Source organism: Pseudomonas sp. gcc21 (assembly GCF_012844345.1).
GTDB lineage: Bacteria > Pseudomonadota > Gammaproteobacteria > Pseudomonadales > Pseudomonadaceae > Halopseudomonas.
The window spans coordinates 1,958,332-1,984,348 of record NZ_CP051625.1; the positions used below are offsets into that span (position 1 = coordinate 1,958,332).

General features: G+C 57.8%; 16 protein-coding genes. 6 read left to right on the top strand and 10 right to left on the bottom strand.

Annotated features, from left to right (window positions below; translation table 11 throughout):
- Window positions 1-93: 93 nt before the first annotated feature.
- Window positions 94-2,013 carry an acyltransferase family protein gene (locus HG264_RS09025; protein WP_169407347.1) on the top strand — a complete coding sequence of 640 codons (1,920 nt, stop codon included), beginning with the start codon at window positions 94-96 and terminating at the stop codon, window positions 2,011-2,013.
- Between the two features lie 13 nt (window positions 2,014-2,026).
- Here the strand turns inward: HG264_RS09025 and HG264_RS09030 are convergent, their stop codons facing one another.
- The 3 genes from HG264_RS09030 to HG264_RS09040 all read right to left on the bottom strand — a co-directional run bounded on the left by HG264_RS09030 (window position 2,027) and on the right by HG264_RS09040 (window position 8,137).
- Complete coding sequence (locus tag HG264_RS09030) at window positions 2,027-2,806, bottom strand: ABC transporter substrate-binding protein (protein WP_169407348.1); 780 nt, start codon at window positions 2,804-2,806, stop codon at window positions 2,027-2,029.
- A 125-nt stretch (window positions 2,807-2,931) separates the two neighbouring features.
- Complete coding sequence (glyA, locus tag HG264_RS09035) at window positions 2,932-4,188, bottom strand: serine hydroxymethyltransferase (protein ID WP_169407349.1); 1,257 nt, start codon at window positions 4,186-4,188, stop codon at window positions 2,932-2,934.
- Between the two features lie 100 nt (window positions 4,189-4,288).
- Window positions 4,289-8,137 (bottom strand): EAL domain-containing protein, encoded by a 3,849-nt coding sequence (locus tag HG264_RS09040; protein ID WP_169407350.1) that lies wholly within the window; start codon window positions 8,135-8,137, stop codon window positions 4,289-4,291.
- Between the two features lie 153 nt (window positions 8,138-8,290).
- On the opposite strand from HG264_RS09040, the gene ettA reads away from it, so the two are divergent.
- The 3 genes from ettA to HG264_RS09055 all read left to right on the top strand — a co-directional run bounded on the left by ettA (window position 8,291) and on the right by HG264_RS09055 (window position 11,968).
- Window positions 8,291-9,955 (top strand): energy-dependent translational throttle protein EttA, encoded by a 1,665-nt coding sequence (ettA, locus tag HG264_RS09045; RefSeq protein WP_169407351.1) that lies wholly within the window; start codon window positions 8,291-8,293, stop codon window positions 9,953-9,955.
- Window positions 9,956-10,196: 241 nt separating this feature from the next.
- Window positions 10,197-11,537, top strand: a complete 1,341-nt coding sequence (gdhA, locus tag HG264_RS09050; RefSeq protein WP_169407352.1) for an NADP-specific glutamate dehydrogenase — start codon at window positions 10,197-10,199, stop codon at window positions 11,535-11,537.
- A 74-nt stretch (window positions 11,538-11,611) separates the two neighbouring features.
- Window positions 11,612-11,968 carry a PilZ domain-containing protein gene (locus HG264_RS09055; protein WP_169407353.1) on the top strand — a complete coding sequence of 119 codons (357 nt, stop codon included), beginning with the start codon at window positions 11,612-11,614 and terminating at the stop codon, window positions 11,966-11,968.
- Window positions 11,969-12,163: 195 nt separating this feature from the next.
- Here HG264_RS09055 and radA read toward each other — a convergent pair whose 3' ends face one another.
- Window positions 12,164-13,534 carry a DNA repair protein RadA gene (gene radA / locus HG264_RS09060; protein WP_169407354.1) on the bottom strand — a complete coding sequence of 457 codons (1,371 nt, stop codon included), beginning with the start codon at window positions 13,532-13,534 and terminating at the stop codon, window positions 12,164-12,166.
- Window positions 13,535-13,708: 174 nt separating this feature from the next.
- Between radA and pap the strand changes: the two genes are divergently transcribed.
- Together pap and HG264_RS09070 are read left to right on the top strand one after the other, a co-directional pair.
- Entirely contained in the window at window positions 13,709-15,145 is a 1,437-nt protein-coding gene (gene pap, locus HG264_RS09065; protein ID WP_169407355.1) for a polyphosphate:AMP phosphotransferase, read from the top strand.
- A 177-nt stretch (window positions 15,146-15,322) separates the two neighbouring features.
- A complete protein-coding gene (locus HG264_RS09070) occupies window positions 15,323-16,444 on the top strand; it encodes a methyltransferase (protein ID WP_169407356.1) in 1,122 nt (373 codons plus the stop codon).
- 916 nt (window positions 16,445-17,360) lie between these two features.
- Here the strand turns inward: HG264_RS09070 and HG264_RS09075 are convergent.
- From HG264_RS09075 to HG264_RS09100, 6 genes are all read right to left on the bottom strand, one after another.
- Window positions 17,361-19,796 (bottom strand): Lon protease family protein, encoded by a 2,436-nt coding sequence (locus tag HG264_RS09075; RefSeq protein WP_169407357.1) that lies wholly within the window; start codon window positions 19,794-19,796, stop codon window positions 17,361-17,363.
- A 105-nt stretch (window positions 19,797-19,901) separates the two neighbouring features.
- Complete coding sequence (locus HG264_RS09080; protein WP_169407358.1) at window positions 19,902-20,753, bottom strand: uroporphyrinogen-III synthase; 852 nt, start codon at window positions 20,751-20,753, stop codon at window positions 19,902-19,904.
- 87 nt (window positions 20,754-20,840) lie between these two features.
- Window positions 20,841-22,292 (bottom strand): DUF3336 domain-containing protein, encoded by a 1,452-nt coding sequence (locus HG264_RS09085; protein WP_169407359.1) that lies wholly within the window; start codon window positions 22,290-22,292, stop codon window positions 20,841-20,843.
- A 42-nt stretch (window positions 22,293-22,334) separates the two neighbouring features.
- The gene (locus HG264_RS09090; RefSeq protein ID WP_169407360.1) at window positions 22,335-24,059 is read right to left on the bottom strand and encodes a wax ester/triacylglycerol synthase family O-acyltransferase; all 1,725 of its coding nucleotides are present in this window, start codon (window positions 24,057-24,059) and stop codon (window positions 22,335-22,337) included.
- Window positions 24,060-24,552: 493 nt separating this feature from the next.
- Entirely contained in the window at window positions 24,553-24,798 is a 246-nt protein-coding gene (locus HG264_RS09095) for a hypothetical protein (RefSeq protein WP_169407361.1), read from the bottom strand.
- Window positions 24,799-25,046: 248 nt separating this feature from the next.
- Window positions 25,047-25,949 carry a dienelactone hydrolase family protein gene (locus HG264_RS09100; protein ID WP_169407362.1) on the bottom strand — a complete coding sequence of 301 codons (903 nt, stop codon included), beginning with the start codon at window positions 25,947-25,949 and terminating at the stop codon, window positions 25,047-25,049.
- Window positions 25,950-26,017: the final 68 nt, after the last annotated feature.

Genomic DNA, 26,017 nt, shown 5'->3' on the forward strand with positions numbered 1-26,017 from the left:
AGCGACCGTAATTCGGGGCTACATAATCTATCTTTCTGATTATTCCAGCAGCCCCTATAATTCCGCGCTTTGCGATTATCTTGGAAGTTCTTCTTGAAGACCACCCCGACTTACCGCGCCGACATCGAAGGGCTACGTGCGCTCGCTGTAATTCTGGTCATTCTTTATCACTATCAGGTCCCGGGGATCGCTGGCGGCTTCATCGGCGTGGACGTGTTCTTCGTCATCTCCGGCTTTGTCATCACCCAGCTGTTGCAACGCGCCCTGGAGAAAGGCTCGTTCCGGTTCAGCGATTTCTATGCCCGCCGTATTCGCCGGCTGCTGCCGCTGTTCCTGCTGGTATCCACCGTTACCTTTGTAATGATCTCGCCCTATTACATCGGCGACGCCTATTACATTTTCGCAAAGAGCTGGCTTGGATCCCTGGCAGGGCTGAGCAACCTCTACTATTTCCACGAGCTGACTCAGTACTTCGCTCCGGAAACCCGCTCTCTGTCGCTGCTGCACACCTGGTCCTTGGCAGTAGAGGAACAGTTCTATCTGATCTGGCCGCCCGTCCTGTATCTGGCCTACTGTTTTGGCAGGAATCGCAGCGGTCTTTGGCCCTTCTGTATGGCGCTGATCGCCGCACTTGGGCTGTCGGTGTATCTCGCCGCCGCCTATCCGTCTGCGGCGTTCTATTTGCTGCCCGCTCGCCTGTTCGAATTCATGCTCGGCACCGGTGTGGCCCTGTTTGGTCACCAGTTGCCAAGCCTGAGGCGTCGCAGTGCCGAAATAGTCGCTGCGCTCGGCGTCGCCATGATCTGTGCCGCGGCCTTCCTTCTCACTTCGCAGGATCATTTCCCGGGGTATAACGCCTTGTGGCCGACCCTGGGCACGGCGCTGGTGATCTACGCCGGTTTGCACCAGAGCGGCACCCTGACTGCCCGACTACTGAGCCTGCCAGCCATGGTTTTCCTGGGCGGAATATCCTATTCCCTGTATCTGTGGCATTGGCCACCGGTGGCGCTGATGCATTATCAGCTGATCGAGCTGACCTGGAGCAATCGCTTGCTGCTGATGGCCGCTGTGCTATTGCTGTCGTGGCTGAGCTTCCGTTATGTGGAGAATCGCTACCGCCACCGTCCGTGGAGCTTCAGAAAATCCTTCACGCTCTTCGTATTCGTACCAATGCTCGTTGTCTGGGCTATCCAGACGACTATCCGCCTCGCTGACGACCTGAGCTTCCGCATTCCGGAAGAGCGGCGCGAGCTGTATAACATAATCGCGCAAAACAACGCCGGGGACCTGTACAAGCCATGCTTCAAGGGCGATCCGGCTGATTTCGATACAAGCGAGGCCTGCATAGTCGGCCGTGAGCCCATAAATGGCGAGCCCGACGCCATTCTGATCGGCGATTCGCACGCCCTCGCCTTGCTGGGTTTTGTCGAGCAGCTTGCTGGAAACCGGCACGCTCTGCTGGTGGTGACAGGCGCCTCTACGCCCTTTGTGATTCCGGAACATTCCATCAATGCCTTCGCCGACCCGGAAAAGACCCAGCGCAACAGCGCACTGGCCGACTACCTGCAAAGACGACCCATGACAGTATTCGTCAATGGCTGGTGGAATTCCTACCTGCAAGATGAATCGTTCCAGGGGTATTTTCTGGATACCGTGGCCTGGCTGGACGCTCAGGGCCACCGAGTGATCATGCTGGAAGACGTTCCGGAGCTTCCATCCAGCTCGTATGCCGAATGCCTGCTGAAGGACATGGACGATTGCTCGATAGATGCAGCGCAGGTCCGTCAGAGGCAGACCAGCTTCGATCACTTCAAGCAAGCAGTAGAACACCGGTTTCCAGACGTGATCTGGATCGATCCGAAAAAAGCCATCTGCGGCGATCACCGTTGCGAAACCGTGCTGGACGGCGTCCCTCTGTACCGGGACGAACACCATCTGAATCACGTCGGGTCAACCAGGCTTGGCGAACGCTATATCGAGTTGTTCGGCAATCCCCTGCCGGGGCAGCCTTAGGTGCATCCTTGGCTTATTCGTCCGGTTGCTGCTGCGTTACGTTAAGCTCGACACCCTGCTTCGCCAGCTCATCATAAGCGCGGTCGAGATCGGATCTGAGCTGCTCGGCAAAGCCTGAGTGTTGCGAGATAACGAATCGCATGGGGACCTGGATGATCTGCAGCGATGGCAGCGAAGCCAGACCCATATCGGCTATCACTGGCTCCACCTGGGACCGGTAATGCAGCAGATAATCCCCGCGCCCTCGCAGCAGCATTTTCACCGATCCGACGTGCGAGCTACTGCGATGAAGCCCTACCCCCAGCGAAGGATCCTGGACAGTAGCCAGCAGTTGCGGAGTGTAGATATGGTTCATCATCAGAATGAGCTGTTTGCCGCGCAGCCCTTCCGGCCAGGCAGGCGCGGGCTCACCGGGACGGTAGTAGAGATTGATGCCGATCAGCCCGAGCGGGCGCTCAGTTTGCAGGGTGAACGATTCCCAGCCCGGCCGCGTGACGGTTCCAGGCCAGAGATCGACACTGCCGTCTTCAAGGCCTCGCCAGATGCGCGCCGCCGGCAGGATGCGCATGCGGTACGGATACTCCGCCTGCTCCAGCAATCGCGTTACGAGCCGTACCGTTTTCCCCACAATCTCACCTTCGGCATTGAGCTCCGAATAACCCGGAAAATCCATCAAGGCGACATCCACCACAGGCTTCGAGGCCGTTTGAGGCGGCCTCGCCCCCTGCTCTGCGCTCAGATTGCCTACCCAGCACAACAGAAGCATCGCCACACTGCCGATCATTCCTTTCATGAGATTCTCTCTGCGCATCGTGTATAGCTAAATGCCATGATGACAACGAACGCATTGATCGTCACGCACAAAAAACCCCTGGCGGGACTGGCCGGCAGGGGTTTTGTTTACAGCTGCTCTGCAACTCAGTCGGTATATACCGGCAGGCGCTTGCAGATGTCTTTGACTTGCTCACGTACCCGATCGATTACCGACTCATCGCCCATGGCATCGAGGATATCGCTGATCCAGCCAGCCAGCTGGCGGCAATCATCTTCCTTGAAGCCACGCGTGGTGACTGCCGGTGTACCGATACGCAGACCCGAGGTGACGAAAGGCGAGCGCGGATCATTCGGGACGGCATTCTTGTTGACGGTGATGAACGCACGGCCAAGCGCAGCGTCCGCATCCTTACCGGTGATGTCCTGCTTGATCAGAGACAACAGGAACAGGTGGTTCTTGGTGCCGCCGGAAATCACATCGAACCCGCGTTCGATAAAGACTTCCGCCATGGCCTGGGCATTTTTTACTACCTGCTGCTGGTAGGCTTTGAACTCATCGCTCATTGCTTCCTTGAAGCAGATTGCCTTGGCGGCGATCACATGCATCAAGGGGCCGCCCTGCCCGCCGGGGAACACGGCGGAGTTGAGCTTCTTCTCCAGCGCCTCGTTGGAGCGGGCCAGAATCAGACCACCGCGCGGGCCGCGCAGCGTTTTGTGCGTGGTAGTGGTCACCACGTCGGCGTAAGGGACAGGGTTCGGGTACACGCCGGCAGCTACCAGACCCGCTACGTGGGCCATGTCGACGAACAGGTACGCACCCACCTTGTCGGCGATTTCGCGGAAACGGGGGAAATCGAGGATCTGCGAATACGCCGAGAAACCGGCGATGATCATCTTCGGCTTGTGCTCGACGGCCAGCGCTTCCAGCTCGTCGTAGTCAATCAGGCCAGTATCAGTGTTGATACCGTACTGCACCGCGTTGTAATGCTTGCCGGAGAAGTTCACGCTGGCACCATGCGTCAGGTGGCCACCGTGCGCGAGGCTCATGCCCAGCACTGTGTCACCGGGCGTCAGTAGCGCCTGGAATACTGCACTGTTGGCCTGTGAGCCGGCATGCGGCTGGACGTTCGCATAATCAGCGCCAAACAGCTGCTTGGCCCGATCAATGGCTAGCTGTTCCGCGACATCTACATACTCGCAACCACCGTAGTACCGCTTGCCCGGATAGCCTTCGGCGTATTTGTTGGTCAGGACAGAACCCTGCGCCTGCATGACTGCCGGACTGGTGTAGTTCTCGGATGCGATCAGCTCGATATGCTCTTCCTGACGCTGAGCCTCCTGCTGCATGGCTTCCCAGAGTTCGGCATCGAAGTTGGCAATATCGTTGGAACGGCTAAACATTATGACGGCCCCCGCTAGGTCGTTCGAAAAGAGGCGGCATTTTACCTCAACGCGGGCGAGCTGGCACATGAAAAGCGCTCAGCCGCTTCGCGAAAGGATTTCACCTGCCCTGCAACCAGATTTCCAGCAAGGCATCAGCCGGTACCGGACGACCCAGATGGAAGCCCTGCGCCTCATCACAATCGAAATTGCGCAGCAATGAAAACTGCTCCGGGCCTTCGACGCCTTCAGCAATCACTCTCAGCTTCAGGCTACGGCCCATCGCAACGATAGCCTGCACCAATGACGCGTCGCGGCTGCCCTCATACATGGCATGGATAAAGCTGCGATCAATCTTCAGCGTATCGATGGGAAAATCCTTGAGGTACTTGAGCGAAGAGTAGCCCGTACCGAAATCATCTATCGCAATCTGCACGCCAAGTTGCTTGAGGGTAGCCAAGGTGCGCATGGTGTCTTCGACATCCTGCAACAGAATACTTTCGGTCAGCTCCAGCTCTATACAGCCAGGCTCGAGTCGATACCGACTGACCACCTCAGTCACCTGTTCCGCCAGACGCCCTGCACTGAATTGCCGCGCGGACAGGTTGATCGCCAGACGCGGCAGCAGATGACCTGTGTCGTGCCACTCGGCCATTTGCCGGCACGCGCGGTCCAGCACCCAATCGCCCAGTGCCTTGACCAGGCCGATCTCCTCGGCAATAGGAATGAACACTGCTGGCGACACATCCCCAAGCTCCGGATGCGTCCAGCGCAGCAAGGCCTCAGCGCCGGTGAGATGGCGGTCCGAGCAACTGAACTGCGGCTGATAATGCAAGGTGAACTCATCGTTATGCAAAGCGCGGCGCAGGTCGTTCTCCAGATTCAGCCGTTCAGCCGCGCGGGCATTCATCTCAGCCTGGTAGAAGCGGAAAGTATCCTTGCCCATTTCCTTGGCGTGGTACATGGCCGTGTCCGCATTCTTCAGCAATACCGTCGTTTCGACGCCGTCCTGCGGGTACAGCGCAATGCCGATACTGGCACTGATGAAAAACTCCTTCTCCTGCAGAAGAAAGCCCGGAGCCAGCGCCTGAAGCACTTTTTCAGCTACATGAATGCCCGCCTTGAGCGCGGCATCGCGTGTCTGCAGACCAATCAGCAGCATGGTGAACTCATCACCGCCCATACGCGCTACGGTATCGCTCTCACGAATGCACGAGCGCAGCCGCCGACCCACCTCTTTCAACATGGTATCGCCGGCTGCATGTCCCAGCGTGTCATTGATCGGCTTGAAGCGGTCGAGATCAAGAAACAGTACAGCCACCCACTCTTTACGCCGTTCGGCTACCTGTAACGCGCTGGCAAGCCGATCCTGGAACAGGGTGCGATTGGGCAGGCCGGTCAGGGAATCAAAGTACGCCAGGCTTTCGATACGTGCTTCGCTCGCCTTGCGCTCGCTGATGTCCACGAAGAACGCGATATAGCTGACCAGGTCGCCGTCGCTATCAAGCACCGCACTGATACCCGCCCAGGTAGGATATTCCTCGCCGCCTTTACGTTTCTGCCAGATCTCGCCTTCCCATCGGCCGTTCTCGCGAAGCTCCGCCCTGAGCTGCTGATAAAACGCAGCCTTGTGATGGTTTGAAGCCAACAGCCACGGTAACTGGTCAAGCACCTCGTCGGACACGTAGCCAGTGATACGGCTGAAGTTTTCATTGATCTGTACGATATAGCCAGCCGGGTCGGTAACCACAATCGCGCCGGTGGTATTCTCAAACACCGTCGCGGCCATGCGCAGGCGGTTCTCCGTGCGCCGCTGCTCGGTAATATCGCGGGCAATGCCTAGCAATCCGAGGAAGCGGCCATGTGGACTCCACATCAGCGATACCCGCAGCTCAACCGGGCAGGTATGCCCATCCGCCTTGATGCAATCGAAACTGGTGTGGCGACTGAAACCTTCGTGGCGTAACCGCTCTGCGACCGCAGGGTCCGCCAGCTGTGGCCTGATCTCGCGTACCAGTGCTGCGATGAACTGGGTGAAACGGTTGCCCGCGACAACCTCTTCAAATCCGTTATCGATGATGAATTCCGGCGTGAAGCCCAACACACCGATTACCGAAGGGCTGACGTAATCCAGCCGGAAATCCATGTCTGTAGACCAGATAACGTCACTGATGTTTTCCGCCAGTAGCCGGTAGCGCTGCTCGCTGGTTTTCAGGCTCTCGGTGACGCCCGTTTGACTGGTCACGTCCTTGACCGTCCCGATCACCTGGTGCACGCGCCCGTCAGGCAACCGCGACATCACCTTTACCCGCAGGGCGAACCAGTTCCAGCCGCCATCGCGGCGGCGCCAGCGTATACGCCAGTCGAGGATTTTCTCATCCGGCAGCACTTGTTGCAGGTTACGGTTGATATGCATGTATTCGACATCATCCGGATGCAACAACGCCTGCTGTGGATCACCCGGGAACGCAGCCTCTTCCTCCCTGCTATAGCCGAGTGACCGGGCAAGGGAGCGGTTCGCAAACACCACCTGGTTATGCTGGACATCCTTTATATAGACGATATCAGGCACTGCCTTGACCACACCGGCCCAGAAATCCTCCCGCTCGGACATAGTCGTTTCAATACGCCTGCGCTCGGTGATGTCGGCGATACTCACGGTAACGGCGTTCAGCTCATCGCTGTGTTGCGGCAGCCGCATCACGACCCAGACGTAGCGCAGAATGCCGCCAACTGACCGCAAAGGTGTTTCCAGCTCGAAGCGTGTCTGCCGGTTCGCCAGCGCGGCGACCAGTCCATAGCGGAAGCCGCTACGCTCGATCTTCTGCTTGCCGTTGCGGCCCACTGCCCGCTGCAGGTCGCCGACCGAGTCGATTTCCAGCAGATCCAGCATGTTCTGGTTGGCATCGATCACCCGGACCTGCCCGATCAGCTCGTCGTGGCGCTGCGGATTGTCGTTCAGCCAGGTGTCCAATGCCTGCGTACCGGTCAGCTGTTGCTGCTCGATAAAGCTCAGCAGTCCGGTGAGATCAAGCTGCACCAGCGCCATATCAACATTCTGGAAGATATCCCGATAACGTCGCTCGGCCTCCTGAAGGATCTGATAGGACTCCGCGTTGAATGCTTCCAGGCTGCGGTTGGTCCGCTGCATCTGCGACAGCACCCAGAGAATCAGCAGCAGGACAGCCGTGAACGCCGCGACGACCAACGCTTTGGCACGAATCAGCTGACCGAGCTGCTGTCGGTAGTAGCCTTCATCGACCAGGCCACGAACCTGCCAGAGGGTGCCCTCCACCGGCGCGCTCACATACACCCTCTCGCGCTCTTCCGGTGTCATCTGCGCGTTTTCCAGAAAAATCAGGTGGTCAGCCCGCTGCCGCGCCAGCACCCGCACGCTTTCTGTATCCTCCAAAAGCCAGGTGTAACCCCGCGACGGATACGCAGAAACCAGCTCGGCGATGGCTTGTTCGCCGACCAGTAACACCCAGTATTCGCCGGGGTTACGACTGGCGACGATCCAGTGCAACAGGCCGCTGGCCGGGTCAGCCGCAACCGTGTAGGTTTGCTGACTCAGAGCGAGTCGGTGCACCTCACGCATCCAGGGTTGATCGGGATGAACCTTATCCGCCTCGTCGAGATCGACGCGCATGACTTCTTCCAGCGCACTTATCAGCTGTATCGGTGCTGCAGTCTCATCGTGCTGCCGGGTGGCGAGCAATTGCTCGATAGCCTGGGATTTCAGCTCCAGATTGCGGCCGACCTGTTCGGCGGTCAGCCACACGCTTTCTTCTATCTGAATCTCATGCTGATCACGCACCAGCGTGAAGTCATGCCAGGCCTGCCAGACCATCAAAGCCGCAAGCAGTACCGCTGCCAGAATGACCAGCAACAGCCCGGCCGTCGGCCGAGCGGAGAACGACGCCTGGGCGGGTTTGGTCTCGACATCTGCCGTTTCTGATCGATTAATCAAGATTGCCCCACTGCTTCGTTCGCTGACAAATGCAGGGCTGCATCCAGCACGTGGAGGAGGTTTGCCCTCCTCGACCAGTTGGGCTAGCCTTGCCTGCAATTTGTCCGCCTGCGGACAATCCAGCTCGTTCTTTAGTCAACAGGTTACGTATCCATGGCTCAATATGTGTATAGCATGCATCGGGTGAGCAAGGTTGTTCCCCCGAAGCGCCAAATTCTCAAGGACATTTCCCTGTCGTTTTTTCCCGGCGCCAAGATTGGCGTGCTGGGCCTGAATGGTTCAGGCAAGTCCACACTGCTACGGATTATGGCCGGAGTTGACACCGAAATCGATGGTGAAGCTCGGCCGATGCCCGGCATCAAGATAGGTTATCTGCCACAGGAGCCAGAACTTGACCCGAGCAAGACTGTTCGTGACATCGTGGAGGAAGCGGTCGGCGAGATAAAAGAAGCCCAGACCCGCCTCGATGCCGTTTACGCCGCCTACGCCGAACCTGATGCAGACTTCGACGCCCTGGCAGCCGAGCAGGCCAAGCTCGAAGCGATCCTTCAGGCCGCTGACGGACACAACCTCGAGCGCCAGCTGGAAGTGGCCGCTGATGCCCTGCGCCTGCCTCCGTGGGACGCTCAGATCGAACACCTGTCAGGCGGTGAAAAGCGCCGCGTGGCACTGTGCCGGTTATTGCTGTCCGCTCCCGACATGCTGCTGCTCGACGAGCCGACCAACCATCTGGATGCGGATTCCGTCGCCTGGCTCGAACAGTTCCTGCACGACTTCTCCGGCACCGTGGTTGCGATTACCCACGACCGCTATTTCCTCGACAACGTCGCCGGCTGGATTCTCGAGCTTGACCGCGGCCACGGAATCCCGTTCGAAGGCAACTATTCGCAGTGGCTTGAATCCAAGGCTGCACGTCTGGCGCAGGAGGCGAAGCAGGAATCCTCCCACGCCAAGGCAATGAAGGCCGAGCTGGAGTGGGTACGCCAGGGACCGAAAGGCCGGCAATCCAAATCCAAGGCTCGCTTGCAGCGCTTTGAAGAGATGCAGTCGCAGGAATTCCAGAAGCGCAGCGAGACCAACGAGATCTTTATCCCGGTCGGTCCCCGTCTGGGCGACAAGGTCATCGAGCTGAACAATGTCAGCAAGAGCTATGGCGAGCGGGTACTTATCGACAACCTCTCGTTCAGCGTACCCAAGGGCGCCATTGTCGGCGTCATTGGCGGCAACGGCGCGGGCAAGTCCACACTGTTCCGCATGATCACCGGCAAGGAACAGCCCGACTCGGGCAGCATCGACATCGGCGACACCGTGCAGATCGCCAGTGTTGACCAGAGCCGCGAAGACCTCGACGGCAACAAGACCGTGTGGGAACAGATTTCTGATGGATTCGACATCATCAAGGTCGGCAATCACGAAATGCCATCGCGCGGCTATGTGGGTCGCTTCAATTTCAAAGGTGCTGACCAGCAGAAGTTCGTCAAAGATCTGTCAGGTGGTGAGCGTGGGCGTCTGCACATGGCGATGACGCTGAAACAGGGGGCCAACGTACTGCTGCTGGACGAACCGTCCAACGACCTGGACGTTGAAACGCTGCGAGCACTGGAGGAGGCGCTGCTGGATTTCCCCGGCTCGGCTATCGTGATTTCCCACGATCGCTGGTTCCTTGACCGCATTGCCACCCACATCCTTGCCTATGAAGATGACTCGCAGGTAGTCTTCTTCGAAGGTAACTACACCGACTACGAAGCTGATCGCAAAAAGCGGCTCGGCGAGTCCGCCGCTCAGCCTCACCGCGTCCGCTACAAAAAGCTCGCCTGAGCCTGAGCTGACGGGAAATACTTCGGGAAGCCAGCCATGGCTTCCCGCTCCATCCATGCACTATTTCAGGGCATGAACGGAACAGTCGTCCCACCTGTTTTTGTCACGGCCCCGCATCGCAAGGTTCCCGGCGCGCCCCAAAAAATAGCATTATTTTTTGTAAGTCTGGTTTTCTGCACCTTAGCGGTTCTGGTAGAGTTGCGCCAATTCGTCAAAAACTTGCCTAAAAGTGACTCTCCCCATGACCGATACTCTTGCCTCCTGTCTGGCACATCTCAAGCTGCGTGATCCGGGTCAACCTGAATTCCACCAGGCTGCTGAAGAAGTACTGTCCACTCTTTGGCCGTTTCTGGAAGCCAACCCGAAATACCTGAACAGCGGCATCATCGAACGGCTCATCGAGCCCGAGCGCGTGATTATCTTCCGCGTGCCGTGGGTAGATGACCGTGGACAGGTACACGTGAACCGCGGCTACCGCGTTCAGATGAGCAGCGCTATCGGCCCGTACAAGGGCGGCCTGCGTTTTCACCCTTCGGTCAACCTGGGTGTCCTGAAGTTTCTGGCTTTTGAACAGGTCTTCAAGAATGCATTGACCACCCTGCCCATGGGCGGTGGTAAAGGCGGCTCCGACTTCGACCCCAAGGGCAAGACCGACGGCGAAGTCATGCGCTTCTGCCAGTCTTTCATGACCGAACTGGCGCGTCACGTTGGTGAGAATCTGGACATCCCGGCCGGCGACATCGGCGTTGGTGCGCGGGAGATCGGCTATCTCTATGGCCAGTACAAGCGCATCCGCAACGAGTTCACATCGGTTCTGACCGGCAAAGGCATGAGCTACGGCGGCAGCCTGATTCGCCCCGAAGCAACTGGCTACGGCTGTGTCTACTTCGCCGACGAAATGCTCAAGCGCAAGGGTGATTCCTTCGAAGGCAAGCGGGTCGCGATCTCCGGCTCAGGCAACGTCGCGCAATACGCTGCGCAGAAAGTCATGGAGCTGGGCGGCAAAGTGATTTCCGTGTCTGATTCGGGCGGTACGCTGTATTTCGCCGATGGCATGACCCAGACCCAGTGGGACGCGCTAATGACCCTTAAGAACGAGCGCCGCGGTCGCCTGGTGGATTTCGCAGCCGCAACCGGTGCCGAGTTCCTGGCCAAGCAAAAGCCCTGGCAGCTGGCATGCGACATCGCCCTGCCCTGCGCTACCCAGAACGAGCTTGACGGTGCCGCTGCGGCCGAGCTGGTCAAGAATGGTTGTTTCTGCATCAGTGAGGGCGCCAACATGCCCAGCACGCTGGAGGCAATCGACGTGTTCCAGCAGGCGCGCATTCTGTTCGCACCGGGCAAAGCAGCCAATGCCGGCGGCGTTGCGGTAAGCGGTCTGGAAATGTCGCAGAATGCTATCCGTACCAACTGGAGCTGCGAAGAAGTCGACAGCAAGCTAAAGAACATCATGGAGTGCATCCACAGGGCCTGTGAAGAATACGGCACCGAAGCGGATGGCTACATCGATTACGTAAAAGGCGCGAACATTGCCGGCTTCGTCAAGGTAGCCGACGCAATGCTGGCCCAGGGCGTGGTCTGAGTTCAAACAAAGACGCTATAGTGGTATGAGATCTGTAATAGGCCTGCTGTCGCGCAGGCCACAGGAGGCATTCCATGAGCGATGACCGGCGTCGTTTTACTCGGGTCAGGTTTGACGCAGCTACCCGACTGCAACAGGACGACTGGAGCACTTCCGTTCAGCTTGTGGATCTTTCCCTTCGCGGCTTACTGGTTACGCAGCCCGCTGACTGGGAATCCAGTCGCAATGCTGAGCCCTTCGTCGCGACCATCGATCTCGGCGAAGGCAGTCAGATAAACATGGAAGTCTGTTTGATTCATGCCGAAGACGCTCTGCTCGGCTTCCGCTGCGAACATATCGACCTGGACTCCGTCAGCCACCTGAGACGCCTGCTTGCCCTCAATCTCGGCGATGCCGACCTGCTCGATCGCGAGCTCGCAGCATTGCTTTGAATTAAGGAATCTCTAAAAGCGTAACGAGCGAAGGCTAGGCAAGGCGAAATCAAACGAAAGAGCGGAATTTACGTGTTGTAAATGAGCATGTTACTCGCTGCGCTCGCCCCTTCGGGGCCGCCCATTCGGGCGTTCAACGGTCTCCGACCTTTTGTGAGAGCGATTTCAACGCAGCATGGCCGAGCGCAGTAGCTTTTAGTCGAAGATCGCATCCAGCGCCTGATCCAGGCGCGTCACGGCAATCACTTCCATCCCCTCCGGCGACTCCTTCGGTGCATTGGCCTTTGGCACAATGGCCTTGGCGAAGCCATGCTTGGCCGCTTCTTTCAAACGCTCCTGACCACTGGGCACCGGCCGGATCTCCCCGGACAAGCCAAGCTCACCGAACACCATCAAATCCATCGGCAGAGGCCGGTTACGCAGGCTCGACATGACCGCGGCCAGTAATGCCAGATCCGATGCTGTTTCCAGCACCTTCACACCGCCAACGACGTTGACGAAAACATCCTGATCATAAGTCGGCACGCCACCGTGCCGGTGCAAAACGGCCAACAGCATTGCCAGGCGATTCTGATCAAGCCCCAGGGTTACCCGGCGTGGATTACCCAGATGACTGGTATCCACTAGCGCTTGCACCTCGACCAGCATGGGCCGCGAGCCTTCCCATGTAGACATGACGACGCTACCGGGAATTGGCGCGTCATAACGCGACAGGAAGATCGCCGAAGGGTTGGATACTTCCTTCAGACCTTTATCGGTCATGGCGAAAACACCCAGCTCGTTTACAGCACCGAAACGGTTCTTGACCGCCCGCAGCATACGCAGCCGCCCATCCGATTCACCTTCGAAATAGAGCACAGTGTCGACCATGTGCTCCAGCACGCGCGGGCCTGCCAGCGATCCCTCCTTGGTCACGTGCCCGACCAGAAAGATCGCCGTGCCACTCTGCTTGGCATAACGCACCAGCAACGCAGCACTTTCCCGTACCTGGGCAACGCCACCGGGAGCGGACTGCAGCTGTTCGGTGAATATCGTCTGGATCGAATCGACCACCATCACCTTTGGCTTTTCGCGGCGTGCGGTGGCGACGATGCTTTCGATACAGGTCTCGGTCATCACCATCAACTTGTCTTCAGGTAACGCCAGACGCCGCGCGCGCATAGCCACCTGTTGCTGCGATTCTTCACCGGTCACGTACAGCGCTGGCATGGTCTGGGCCAGACGGCATAGGGTCTGCAGCAAGATAGTGGATTTGCCGATGCCGGGATCACCGCCGATCAACACGACCGATCCGGCCACCAGCCCACCGCCGAGCACACGATCCAGCTCGGACGAGCCGCTTGGTTGCCGAGGCATCTCCTCAGTGGAAACTTCTGCAAGGGTTTTGACCTGCGCCAGCTCTCCGGCCCAGTTCGAGGTGCGTCCGGCACTGCCGCCGGTGGGCGTGGTATCGACCACGGTCTCAACCAAAGTGTTCCAGGCCTGGCACTCACCACACTGCCCCGCCCATTTGCTGAATGTCGCACCACATTCCGTGCAGCCGTAGATCCGCTTGTTCTTCGCCATCTTGCCCTCTCATGAACCCTGCACCGCGAACGCCGGTCGAACTGCTCGGCACCGGCCAAAAGGCCTATTGTATGGCCAGTCGTGCTGAATTACCCGGCCAGGGAACTCGCAGCAAGCAAACTACACTCTGTCACGCCGCAACCGACAAACAGTTCGGCGCAACGGGAAAGGCTCATGACTGAATACACAATTGACAAGAAATCCTTTAAAGAGCAGAACGCAGCACTCACCGAAGCGTTACTCGAAGCCCAATACGCGTTGCGCAAATCCGGTCGCGGACCGGTATTGGTGCTGATCAGCGGCAACGATTTCGCAGGCAAGGCCGAGGCCATTTACGCCTTTTATGAGCGCCTCGATAACCGCTTCCTCGATACCCGCGCGTTCAGTTTGCCTGAGGGACTGGAACGGCGAATGCCACGCTTATGGCGCTACTGGCGCAGCTTGCCGCCGGCAGGGCAGATCGGGTTTTATCTTGGATCCTGGTATCACCAGCCATTGATGCTACTCAGCAGCGGCAAGCTGACAGAAGAGCAGTTCGCCAGAGACATGGAAGAGATCGTGCGCTTCGAGCAGCTACTGATCAACGAAGGCGTTGCGATCATCAAGTTGTGGCTGCATCTGACGCCTGACGAACCGAACCGGGCACCGCCTGCACCGGAATTGTTTGAAGAGACCGTTGCTATGCGTGAGTGGGGCGATTTCAGCGCAGCGGATTATGAGCGGGTACGCGCCGGCGCTGAGCTGATGAGCCAGCTTACCTCAACAGCCGAGGCGCCCTGGATACGCGTGCGGAGCTATGACCCGAACTATCGCGACATCTTCATCGGCCAGATCGTATTAAAGGCCATGCAGCAAGCGCCGAAAGGCGATACGCCGGTTGAATATCACCCTTCCACCACCCAGCATCTGCGTCAGCTGGATTATTCCGCGAAACTCGAAAAGCCTGTCTACAGGGATGAACTTGAGCAACAACAGGCCAGACTGAGGCAACTGGTGCAGCATCCCGGGTTCGCCCGGCACGCCCTGCTACTGGTATTTGAAGGAACTGACGCTGCCGGCAAGGGCGGCACGATTCGGCGTATTACCCAATGTCTGGATCCGCGACGGTTCCGTGTTTTTGGCACCAGCGCACCCACTGACGAAGAACGCAGCCGCCCCTATCTGTGGCGCTTCTGGCGCCGACTGCCAGCGCCTGGTTCGATTACCATTTTTGATCGCAGCTACTACGGCCGGGTCTTGGTTGAGCGGGTTGAGGGCTTCGCCGAGCCCGAGGCCTGGCAACGCGCTTATGCCGAGATAAACGACTTTGAGCAGCAGCTGCAGGACGCCAATATCATCGTGATTAAATTCTGGCTGGCCATCACCGCCGAAGAGCAGCTCAAGCGCTTCGAGGCCAGGGATCAGTCGCCGCTCAAGCGATACAAGCTGACAGATGAAGACTGGCGCAATCGCAAACAATGGCCCGCCTACGAACAAGCCGTGAATGACATGGTGGAGCAGACCAGCACCGACTATGCGCCCTGGCATCTGATCCCATCAGAAGACAAACGCTACGCCCGCATCGCTGTCCTCAAGACACTATGCGAGACGCTGGAAACCAAATTGTGCTGACGGGATCAACCCAGACGCGCCTGCCAGAACAATAAGCTCTACCGAGCCGGCGCTGTTGCCGTTTCATCTGAAATCACGCCGATTGCCTTGCAACCCGGGCGGCTCTGGCAAAGCCACGATGAACAGCCAGAGTCGCTGAGCTATAATGCGTGTCCTTCCGCGATCATCCGGTTACCCATGCAATCCTGTGAAACGCCTTTCGGCACGCTCCAGCTCGAACGCTACCCGCCCACCAGTAACCCCACTCTGCAAGCCTTCGATGCGGCGGATCAGTATTTACTGCAGGCATTGGCGCAAAACCCGGGCACTGCCTCTGCGCCACTGGTAATCAACGACAATTTCGGTGCATTGAGCTGTGCGCTGGCCGCCAGCACCCCGCACAGTTTCACTGATTCGCACCTGACCAGCGTGGCGATTCACAACAACCTGCTCGCCAATCAGCTGCCGCCGGATGCGGTAAGGATCATTGATAGCCAGAGCGAACTCGATGGGCCTTACCACCGTGTGCTCCTGCGTATCCCCAAGAGCCTGGCCCTGATGGAAGATCAACTGATTCGTTTGCGGCCACATCTGGCATCAGGCGCCGAAGTCATCGCCGGTGCGATGATCAAGCATCTGCCGCACAGCGCCGGCGATCTGCTGGCGAAATATGTCGGCCCCTACCAGGCGTCATTGGCGTGGAAAAAAGCCCGCCTGCTGACCGCCCGGTTTGACGCTGAGCTGAATCCGGACATACCCAGGCTCGCCACGACCTACGAGCTACCGGAAACCGGCGTGCAACTGACCAATCTACCGGGTGTGTTCGCCCGTGAGCGGATCGACATCGGCACTCGCGCCCTGCTTTCCTGTATTCCTTCGGACCTGGGGTCGGTGCGGATCATTGACCTGGGCTGCGGCAACGGCGCTGTCGGCATCATGGCCGCGCTGCGCAACCCACAGGCGTCGCTTACGTTCATTGACGAATCCCATGCAGCGGTCGCCTCTGCACGCATCAACATGGAGGCCGGGGCCCCCGACCGCTCAGCAGCCTTCCAGGTGGCCGACGGGCTGGTCGATACGCCAGACGGCAGCGCGGAACTTATCCTGTGCAATCCGCCCTTCCATCAACAACAGGTTGTCGGTGACGAAATAGCGTTGCGGATGTTCGAGCAGGCTAGCCGCGCGCTTACGCCAGGTGGCGCACTGATCATCGTGGGTAACCGGCATCTTGGTTATCACGTGAAGCTCAAGCGCTGGTTTGACAGCGTCGAGCAGATCTCTGCCACCTCGAAGTTCGTGGTCCTGCGGGCCTCGAACTGACGCAGGAGCGAAGGCTCACCCCGGCAAAGCACTCACCGGTAACGCCGCTGATCGAGATGGAGCTGATTTCATGGTCGCTCGCTTTATGCAGGGCCGGGTTCCATCCCGGCCAAGCGCTCGCCGGTAACGCCGTTTGTCGAGATGGAACTCAACACTCCAGAAAACAATCGAATCGGCCTTGATGATTGCACGCTCCATGGAGGGCCGGGTTCCATCCCGGCCATAGCGCTCGCCGGTAATACTGCTCGTCGAGATGGAACTCGACACTCCAGGCAAACTAACGACAATCCGATAGCGCGATTAGTGCTCGCTGCAATGCCCCCAATCCAGATATAACTAAACCTTTGATGTCTCGATCTATCCCCCGTTTCGTGCAATCAAGAGCCGCCGAATCATGTCCACAAATATTGTGGATAACTCTGTGGGCAGAGCTGTACCAACTGCTCCAAAGCCCCATTTCTGCAGCCTTTACCAAAATCGATCAAAAAGCGATCACTATGCAGATTTCGGCTGTTGAAAACAGCCGAATCGAGGGTTTGTGGCCTATAAACCCGCACAGCGTCAGAAAAATGTGAAACATAAGCGCGTTTTGCTGTAACCAGACGGAATTTTGGCATTGCGAATAATATGCTTAATTTTCAATTGGTTATATCAATGTCAAAGCAACAGAGCAGTTCAACGCCCGCACATCAAAGGAACTGACTATGGAGACTGAGAAAACAATCACCAAACTAGCGGGAACTTTATTTGGCAGCGATTGTATACAGATTACAGGACGGGTGATTGACAGGAATTTTGAGAACTGATAGCCGGAAAGACCATGCACAAAAACTGTGGATAAGTCTGTGAGCAAGAATGGGAAAGAGTGGTGCAAGCCAGACCGTACATGGCCTGACTTGCATTGATCAGAGACTGATCAGTTCTTGTCGGACGCTTCGGCAACCAAAGCCTCTACAGCACGCTCGGTGCTCTCCTGTTCGCGCTCGGCAATCTCCTGCAGGCGCGCCACAACGAGGCCGTTGACCGTGCCCTCGGGGAAATCTCCCTTCTCATCGCTGACACCCACGTCGCGACCAGCAAGCAGCGCCATCGCTTCATCCACATGGCTTACCGCATATACCGAGAACTGCCCTGCCCTGACCGCCTCGAGAACAGTCTCATCAAGCATCAGATTGGGCACGTTGGAACGCGGAATGATTGCGCCCTGCTCCCCCGTGAGCCCGCGGGCATGGCACAACCGGAAGAAACCCTCAATCTTCTCGTTGACCCCTCCTACAGCCTGCACCTCGCCAAACTGATTGATCGAACCTGTGATGGCAAAGCATTGCTTCAAAGGTGTGCGGGACAAGCCGGAGAGCAGTGCGCACACCTCACCAAGCGAGGCACTGTCCCCGTCCACATATCCATAGGACTGTTCCAGCGCGATACTGGCGGAAATCTCCAACGGGAAGTTCTGAGCGAAACGGCTGCCCAGATATCCGGTCAGGATCATAACGCCCTTGGAATGAATGGGCTGCCCCAGGCTCACCTCACGCTCGATATCCACAATGCCATTGCCGCCCGGGTAGACCGTTGCGCTGATGCGCGCCGGGACACCAAACACTGAATCGCCTACTTCCAGCACCGTCAGGCCGTTGCATTTGCCGACCGCTGCACCATCGGTGTCGATAAGAATCACCCCGGACACCATGTCTTCACGAATACGTGCGCTGACGCGCCCGGTACGGCCTTCCTTGGCCCGCAGTGCCCGTTCGATATGCGCGGTATCGATCAAGGCATCGTCCGCCAGCTGGCGAATGAAATCGGCCTCAGCGACCAGCTGGAAGATATCGCTGATGCGCGCCGACAGGCGCCGCTGATGCTCTGCCAAACGCGCGCTGTAAGTCAGTACGCGAGCCACCGCGGCAGCGGTCAATGGCGCCAGGCCTTCCTCCGACGTGCGCGTCTTGAGTAGCTGGGCCATGCCCTCAATGCTTTCCGGCGTGCGCGGCAGGTCTTCATCAAAATCCACCAACACCCTGAACATTTCCTGGAAGTCCGGATCCAGCTCCTGCAGGGCGTAATACACCTGACGCGAGCCGATCAGCACCAGCTTGACCGCCAGGGGGATTACCTGGGGATTCAGCGTCACGGTGGTCAAGCGCCCCATGTCTGCCCAGGGCGACTCGGTCTTCAACTGGCGGGCGTGCAGGGCGCGCTTGAGCGCTTCCCAGACAAAGGGCTCGCTTAACAGCTTTTCCGCCTCCAATACCAGATAGCCGCCATTGGCCCGGTGTAACGCGCCGGGACGAATATGCCGATAACTGGTCACCAGCGCGCCCTGCTCAGAGCTATACTCGATGCGGCCGAAAAGGTTGTCATAGGAAGGATGGGGTTCATGCACCACCGGTGCGCCGCCCGTGTCGCAGTGCCCGACAATCAGGCTTGGGCAATACTGCTCGATCAGGAGCAGTTTTTTATAGGCATCCGGACGCACTTCCAGGCCCCGTTCCTCTACCAGCTGATCGATTACTGTCTTCAGCAGGTTCTGCCGCATGGCCTGCAGATAGTCACAAACCGCCTGATTGCCGGCATAGCGCTCAACAAGCGGTTCAAACAAGGGCTGGATCGCGTCGGTAATGGTCTGGTCGTTAAGCTCACGCAGCTGGTTGCTGGATTCACGCTTCCATTGCGGCAAGCTGGACAACGCCTCGTTGAGTATTTCCTCCAGTGCTGCGATATCGGTGTGAAACTGCTCGCGCACATCGTCCGGCAGCTGGGCAAACTCGGCCTCGTCCAGCGCCTTGCCATCCTTCATTGGCGTGAAGGCAATATTCTGCGCATCACGGTAGATGGCAACATTCTTGTCCAGTGCCTGCCGCTCGACCGAATCAATGGCGCGGTCGTAGCGCTGATTGAAACCGCGATCGATGGCGCTCTTTTTCTGCTGAAACGCAGGATGCTCGAATACAGCAGGAAAGGTCGCCAGCAGGTTATCGATCAGCTTTTCAATATCACTGATCAGCTCCCCTGCGGTCCCAGGCGGTAGGCTCACCACCCACGGCTCACGCGGCTCGTCGAAATTGTTGACGAAGACGCAGTCGTTGGGCGTTACCTGGCGCTTGGCCTCGGCCTGCACGTAGCGCATTACGTAGGAAAAACGCCCGGTACCCGGCTCACCCATTACAAACACGTTATAGCCCGGGCGGTGCATTGCCACCCCGAACTGCAAGGCCTCGACCGCCCGTTCCTGGCCGAGGATGCCGCGAAAAGGTTCAAGATCATCAGTGGTAACGAAACCGAGGCTTTCCAGATCAATGGGGACGGTAAGTTGTTCAGGCGTGAGGCGAAGGGGTACGGGTGTATCGGTCATTGAACGTCCTTGAGCGGAGCATAGTTGTTCCCGGCATTGTTGCCGCGCAGCCGGGGCCTGACAAGAGCAATCAACGGATTCCGGCACGCGCCAACTGAACGCTAATCAGGCCAGCGACACATCCGGCCCGGCGCCCATCACCTTGACCAGTTCGCGCACCAGAGGCTTCATGAAGAAACTGCTCTCGGGCATCAGATCAACGCGCACCTTGCGCTGCTCCAGCTCCTCGCTGACCACCGGACCAACCGAAGCCACCACGACGTTGGCCAGCGCGTCCAGCAGCCCCGCCTCGCCTACATGCCGCCGCGCAACCTGAAACAACCGGCGGACCTGGGTCGCACTGGTAAAGGCGATGGCGTCTACCTCGCGGCCAATCAGGGCATCTATAAGATGTTCGACCTGTTCGTTTTCGATATCGTCGGCATACACGTAGGGCGAAACGCTGCTGGTAATGGCTCCCGCCTCGCGCAGGAAGTCCATCAATGGCAGGTTGGGCTCAGTGCCGTACAACTGAACGGCAATACGCCTTCCCTGCAGGTTCTCGGCTTTAAGCGTAGCGATAACACCGTCGGTGGTTGGTTCAACAGCGACCACATCAGCTTTCAGGCCAATCTTGCGCAACGCCGCACCAGGCTTGGGGCCACGGGTAACGGTGCGAACCTGCGCCAGCGCGGTAACGAACTCATCCTTCAATGAGCCGCCGGCTCGCTCGGCGGCGGATACCAGGCGCCGCAATCCTTCACCGGTGAGCAGAATCAGGTCTTCGGGCGGCTGGACTACAAAGGTGCGGATCCAGTCGAGCACGGGCGCCTGATCCGGCGCGTCGTGAATGGAAACAAGGGGGCAACGCAGCACGTCTGCGCCACGCTTGATCAACATATCCGCAAACAGGTTAAGCTCGCGGCTTTCAGGCAGGGCGATGCGTCGTCCCTGTAAGGGTAAGATCTGTTCGGTCATGGTTTTATCCGCTGCCAGAGCAAAGCGACATTGTGCTGTGGCAGCCAGGATTAAGAAACCCTGACTGCGACACACAAACCGGGACCTTTACTTCTCCCAACCACGCGAATGCAGAATCGCGTCCAGGGTACGACTGACTGCCGTACAGTTGCGCACCATTTCAATCTTTTCCCAGGTGGAACGCTCTCCTTCATATATCAGGCGATGCATGGCTTCACGGGAAGGCGGAGCCAACAGTCGCAAAGGATGATCCCACCGGTTACGCAGGAAAATATTGATATCGGCAGTGTATTCCTGCGCCAGCACGCCATAGGTCAAATGCTGCATCAGACTAAGCACCGGCGACTTGATGCGGATATTGTCCCGCGTGAAGCGCAGGGCTTCGGCCGTCGAATGCTTGATGAAACTTGCCTGATAATTCATCACATTGCGCAACAGACTCGGGGCCGCGTCAGGGTCCGGCGTGATGGCCAACGCGGCAGGGTTGGTCATGCTGGAAATGAAGTGATTGACGCCGTACAGGCGCGCCAGCCGCTTGGCTGGTAGATCATCAGCAAATGAGCCGTCTATCCACTTGTCCCCTGGCAGATAAGGCACGGTCTTGCCGGCAGAATTGCGGCACATCAGCGTGACCGGCGGGTAAATGCCATAAATCGCGCAGGAGGCTTGAACAGCAGTGCGAATCAGCACGTTGGGCGAGGTGATTGCATTCAGCAGTCGCGGCGCTTGCCGCGTGGATAAACCGGTCACCGTTATGTTGAGCTTGCGACCGGTGAGTTCGAATGCTTCCTGAAAGGTCAGATCTGGCAGAATCTTGGCCAGGTACTCACGCAGATTATCCGCGTCTACATTTGGCTTGCGCAACGCACCGAGAAGGTTCGGCCGTATGGCTTCGGTTTCGTCGGCATCGTCATGCAGGTTATCCAGACTCAGTCGATGGTTCAGTTCGTCATCGGTATGGCAGCAGGCAGCGGCGGCGAGAATCGAGCCAGCGCTGCTACCGGAGATAATTTCCGGAAGCAGCGATTCGTCAAACAGCGCCTTGAGCACCCCTGCATGGAAGTAACCAAGCACTGCCCCGCCGCTCAGCATCAAGGCTGAGCGGCCGTAGCAGTGGCTTGCTCGGACAAAAAAGTCCTGTCTCTCTTCGAGGGGAATTATCGAGTCATCAACCTCGTTCAGATCCCTCAATGCACCGCACATTTCATTGATGTAATGGGTGATCAGGTGCTTGGTGCCAAACTTGGCCTTGTTGTACAGCGAAGGTTTGCCCATGCCGCCATAGTTACCGTGAATGCCCTCATTCAGGGTAAATAGCAGTTTCTGGTACTCCTTGCGCGCACGTAGATCCTTGATTATCTCCAGACGATAACGAATCGCCTGATAATCGTAGCTCTCACAGACATCGTCGCGCTTCCACTCATCCAGACCGTTGTCTTCGTCGTATCGGGCTGCCAGCTCGGACCACTGCCGATAGCTGCTAGCCGTTTCCATTTCCTTCAACAACTGCCTGGATCGGGTTCGCTGTAATATTTTCATTGGCACCTCGCACTAGGATCACCCCTTAATACGGGGCGGGTATCAAACGCCGGCGTTAGGCCTTTCGGCGGCCGGCTTGATGGCGTCTCGCTTGCGTCGCTGCCTCGCAGCAGAGGCGGCGATCTTTTCTCGCTTTGACTTTTCGGGCTGACCAGCCGCAGCCGCCTTATCCGGCTCTGCAACCGCCCCGGCACCCGCTTCCATTTCAATCTCCGCGGCTTGTTCGCTTGCCTCCGCTATTGCCTCGTTGGTTACCGGCGCGGCTTGTTCAACCGTCTCGATGATCGCTTCGACTGCAATAGGCTCGACCAGCTCAGCCTGGACCAGCTGCTCTACCGAAGGCTGCTCAAGCTGCTTCAGCAAGCTCATATACTCGCGGGTGGACTCATCAATACAGGCGATGTATTTATCCATATCCGGAACGACCTTGCGGTCAGCCAGCACGCCGACATTCAATGAGCCATATATGCCCGTGATACCGTGACTGATCGCCATACCATCTGACACCGGAACGAGCGGAAATACTGAGCGGATAGTCGCACCTGCGAAATATTTGGGCTCCATGCCCGGTAATCCGGGTACGTTTGTGATCACGGTATTGAATAGTGGAATTTTGCTCGCGATGCGCGTCTTGTTTTCCACCCAGCCTGCCAGAGCACGCACATAGGGCGGAATCATTTCACCCGCCGCATTGCTCAGGTCGCAGAGTACTTCCTTGGCCAGCGGTATCCCTTTGCGGGTCCGCTCGCGCACTGCGACCAACCGCTCCAATGGGTCCTCTATATCAGTGCCAATAGGGATGTACATCGCCGACACCAGGTTACCGCCATCATGGCGCGCTTCTTCGGGACGAATGGACACCGGACACATGGATACCAGCGACGCCTTGTCCGGCAAGCAGTCGTGCGCCTGCATGTAGCGACGCATGCCGCCGGCAATAATGGCAATAATCACATCGTTCAGGCTGGCGCCCTGATGCAGCAACCGCATCCGCTTGAGCTCAGCGATACTCCACTCATAGCCGCCGTAACTGCGGTGCGGTGTGATCGCTGCATTGAAGATACTCATCGGTGCCCGAAGTTTTTCCAGATGTTCTTCGTCGCGCAGGCGCCAGGCAAGCTCGGCACTTTTACGCCCGAATAACAGACTGGCTTTGAAGGTACGATAAGACTGGGACAGCATTCGGGGCGTGGTGCGGGCCCACATTTCCAGCCGGGTCGGCGCGCGCTCGGCTATCTCTACCCTGTCGCGGCGACCATATTCGTGAGCCGCGGTACTTTCCATCATGGCCGTGCTCAGCTCGAAGCTTGACTTGCCGTCTACATAGGCATGGTGAAAACGGATCAATACGGCAAAACTGCCCTCCGGTACGCCTTCTACATTATTCACCCCTTCAATTATGTAGATCTCCCATGGCGCGCGTTCCATGTCGACGCTGCGTGACATGGTCCGTGCCGTGAAGATGCAGAGCTGGCGCCAGTCCCCCGGCTGGGGCAAGCCAACATGCCTCACGTGATATTCCAGATCGAAGTTCTCATCCTGGAGCCAGTAGGGATCGTCCAGCTGGAAAGGTGCCTGCTCCAGCCTGCGGCGGAAATACGAGGTGGTGTTCAAACGGTCAGATACGTATTGAAGAATATCCTTATGTCTTACCAAACCGCCCGGCGCACTGCTCTGATCGCAAAGCCAGAGGCTTCCTATCATCATCGGCTGGTTGGGTGTTTCGAAATAAAAGAAATGCGAATCCATGGGGGTGAGTTGCTTCATGAACGGTTCCTCGTCCTGATAAATGGATGTGACGAGACACATCCTGATTTGGTGTCAAAGAGATGCGTGCGCTCTGTATTCAATCAAGCATATAGGCGGGTAATTGCAATAGTGTTGCGCCGAATTGCCGCATTATAGGGGAGCCGTAAGCGAGACATTTTGTCGTTTTGGCTATTCTGACTGACCAGTCACAAACGGGTTAATTCATTGAATTCAAGGAACTTTTCAGCTTGAAAAATCTCGCCGATGACGCTCTCGACGTTTTTTTGACCATGCGTCAAATAATTAGCCGGACGACAAGACGCGAACGCAGAAACGCAGAGATAACATCATTTCGACAGCGTTCAGACAGAGGCTTCCCGCCATTCGCGACGCAGCGACATCAGGGCGCAGCGGCAAACGGCCAGCTACCCAACTGATAATCGGTTCATTCAGATAATAAAAAGCAGGGATTGGCCCGACACCAAACAACCGAGCCAGCTCCTGGCTCGCTCTAGCTTGCGGTTTCAAGCAGCTCCAGGGCCTCGCCTAGAGCTTCAACCGCCGCTTCATGATCACCCGCGTTATGCAGCGCCTCGCCCTCGGCGCGCAATTCCGCAACGCGCTCGCGAACCTCGCTATCGCTCGGCGGGTTGCTCTCGAGCATCGCGTCGATCTCGGCCATGTCCTTCGGACAATGCATGGCTAACACCGGAATGGAAAATACGGCAGCTGCTAGAAAAATCAGCGTACGGCGCATGGCGTTAACTCCTGTCTGGTTGGGGATGTACCCAGAGAAAGCTTAGCTGTCACGAGGTACGACGGCGGAGTTTTCGACTACCGGTACTCGAGGCGATCATGGGCTCCCTGTCGAGCGGCTTGTCCGGGCTGGCGAGCGACGCTTCATCCGAGACGGCATCACCTCAGCGACTAACCAGAACTGATTAACAGGAACAAAAAAACGCCGGCCCGTATTACCGGGCCGGCGTTCTCACACATCAGCGATGATCAGGAGCAGTTACTGCGGAACTCATCAATGTTGCGATCACGCTCGTGGTCAGGCCCACAGATGAACTTCGCATAGCGCTGATCCTTGTCCAGGTGCAGCTTCATCCAGGACACACCCAGACGGCTCAACTGGTCGTTGTAGCTGTTACCACCGTTGCCGCAGTAATGGGAGCCATTATTCAGCTCCACAAAGGCCTTGGACAACCCGCTAGGCAGCTGCCCGTAGAAGCGGTCGGCGTGCTGACGCACCGGGGCGATCACGTCCGCCTCACAGGCAAAAATCAGCGTGGGTGCCTGGACATTGCGGAAGCTCTTGGTATCCCAGGGAGCCAACGGAATAGCGGCACTGATGCGCCCTTCCTCTGCTACGCGCAGGGTACCGCCACCGCCCATGGACCAGCCGACAACACCGAGGCGATTGATGTCGATCATGCCGTTGATGGGGCTGCGCGAGGTGTTGTTCTCATCCACGAGATAATCCAGCGCGTTGTTGATCTGGCGTGCACGGCTCGGCGGCTGATCAAAACCGGTATTGGTATCGATGGTCATCACCACGAAACCGTGGGAAGCCAGCTTCGGCCCCCACCACTCGATCGATGACTCAGCCGATACAAACCCCGGAATCACGACGATGGCCGCCATGGTGCCGGTGGTACCGGTGGGATAGTGAATGGTGCCGCCACCAAATCCGCTAACCAGCCCGGATACCCGGGAAGTACGTACCGAGTAGGGACCGTTGCGCGCTTCCAGCATGCTTTCGGTCGGATCAGGTCCACGCTGGTACTGATCGGTATCGCCTACGGGCGGGGGTGTCGGGTTGCCTGCCATGGCAGATGCAGAAAACAGCAGCGCTCCAGCTGCAAGCATCGAGAGGAACGACTTTGACATTTTATTGTTGTTCATTGCGACTCCGTTTGCTTCGCGTGTTTATCGTGATTCTGCCGCTGCCATTTGTCCTGCAGGACAGCGAA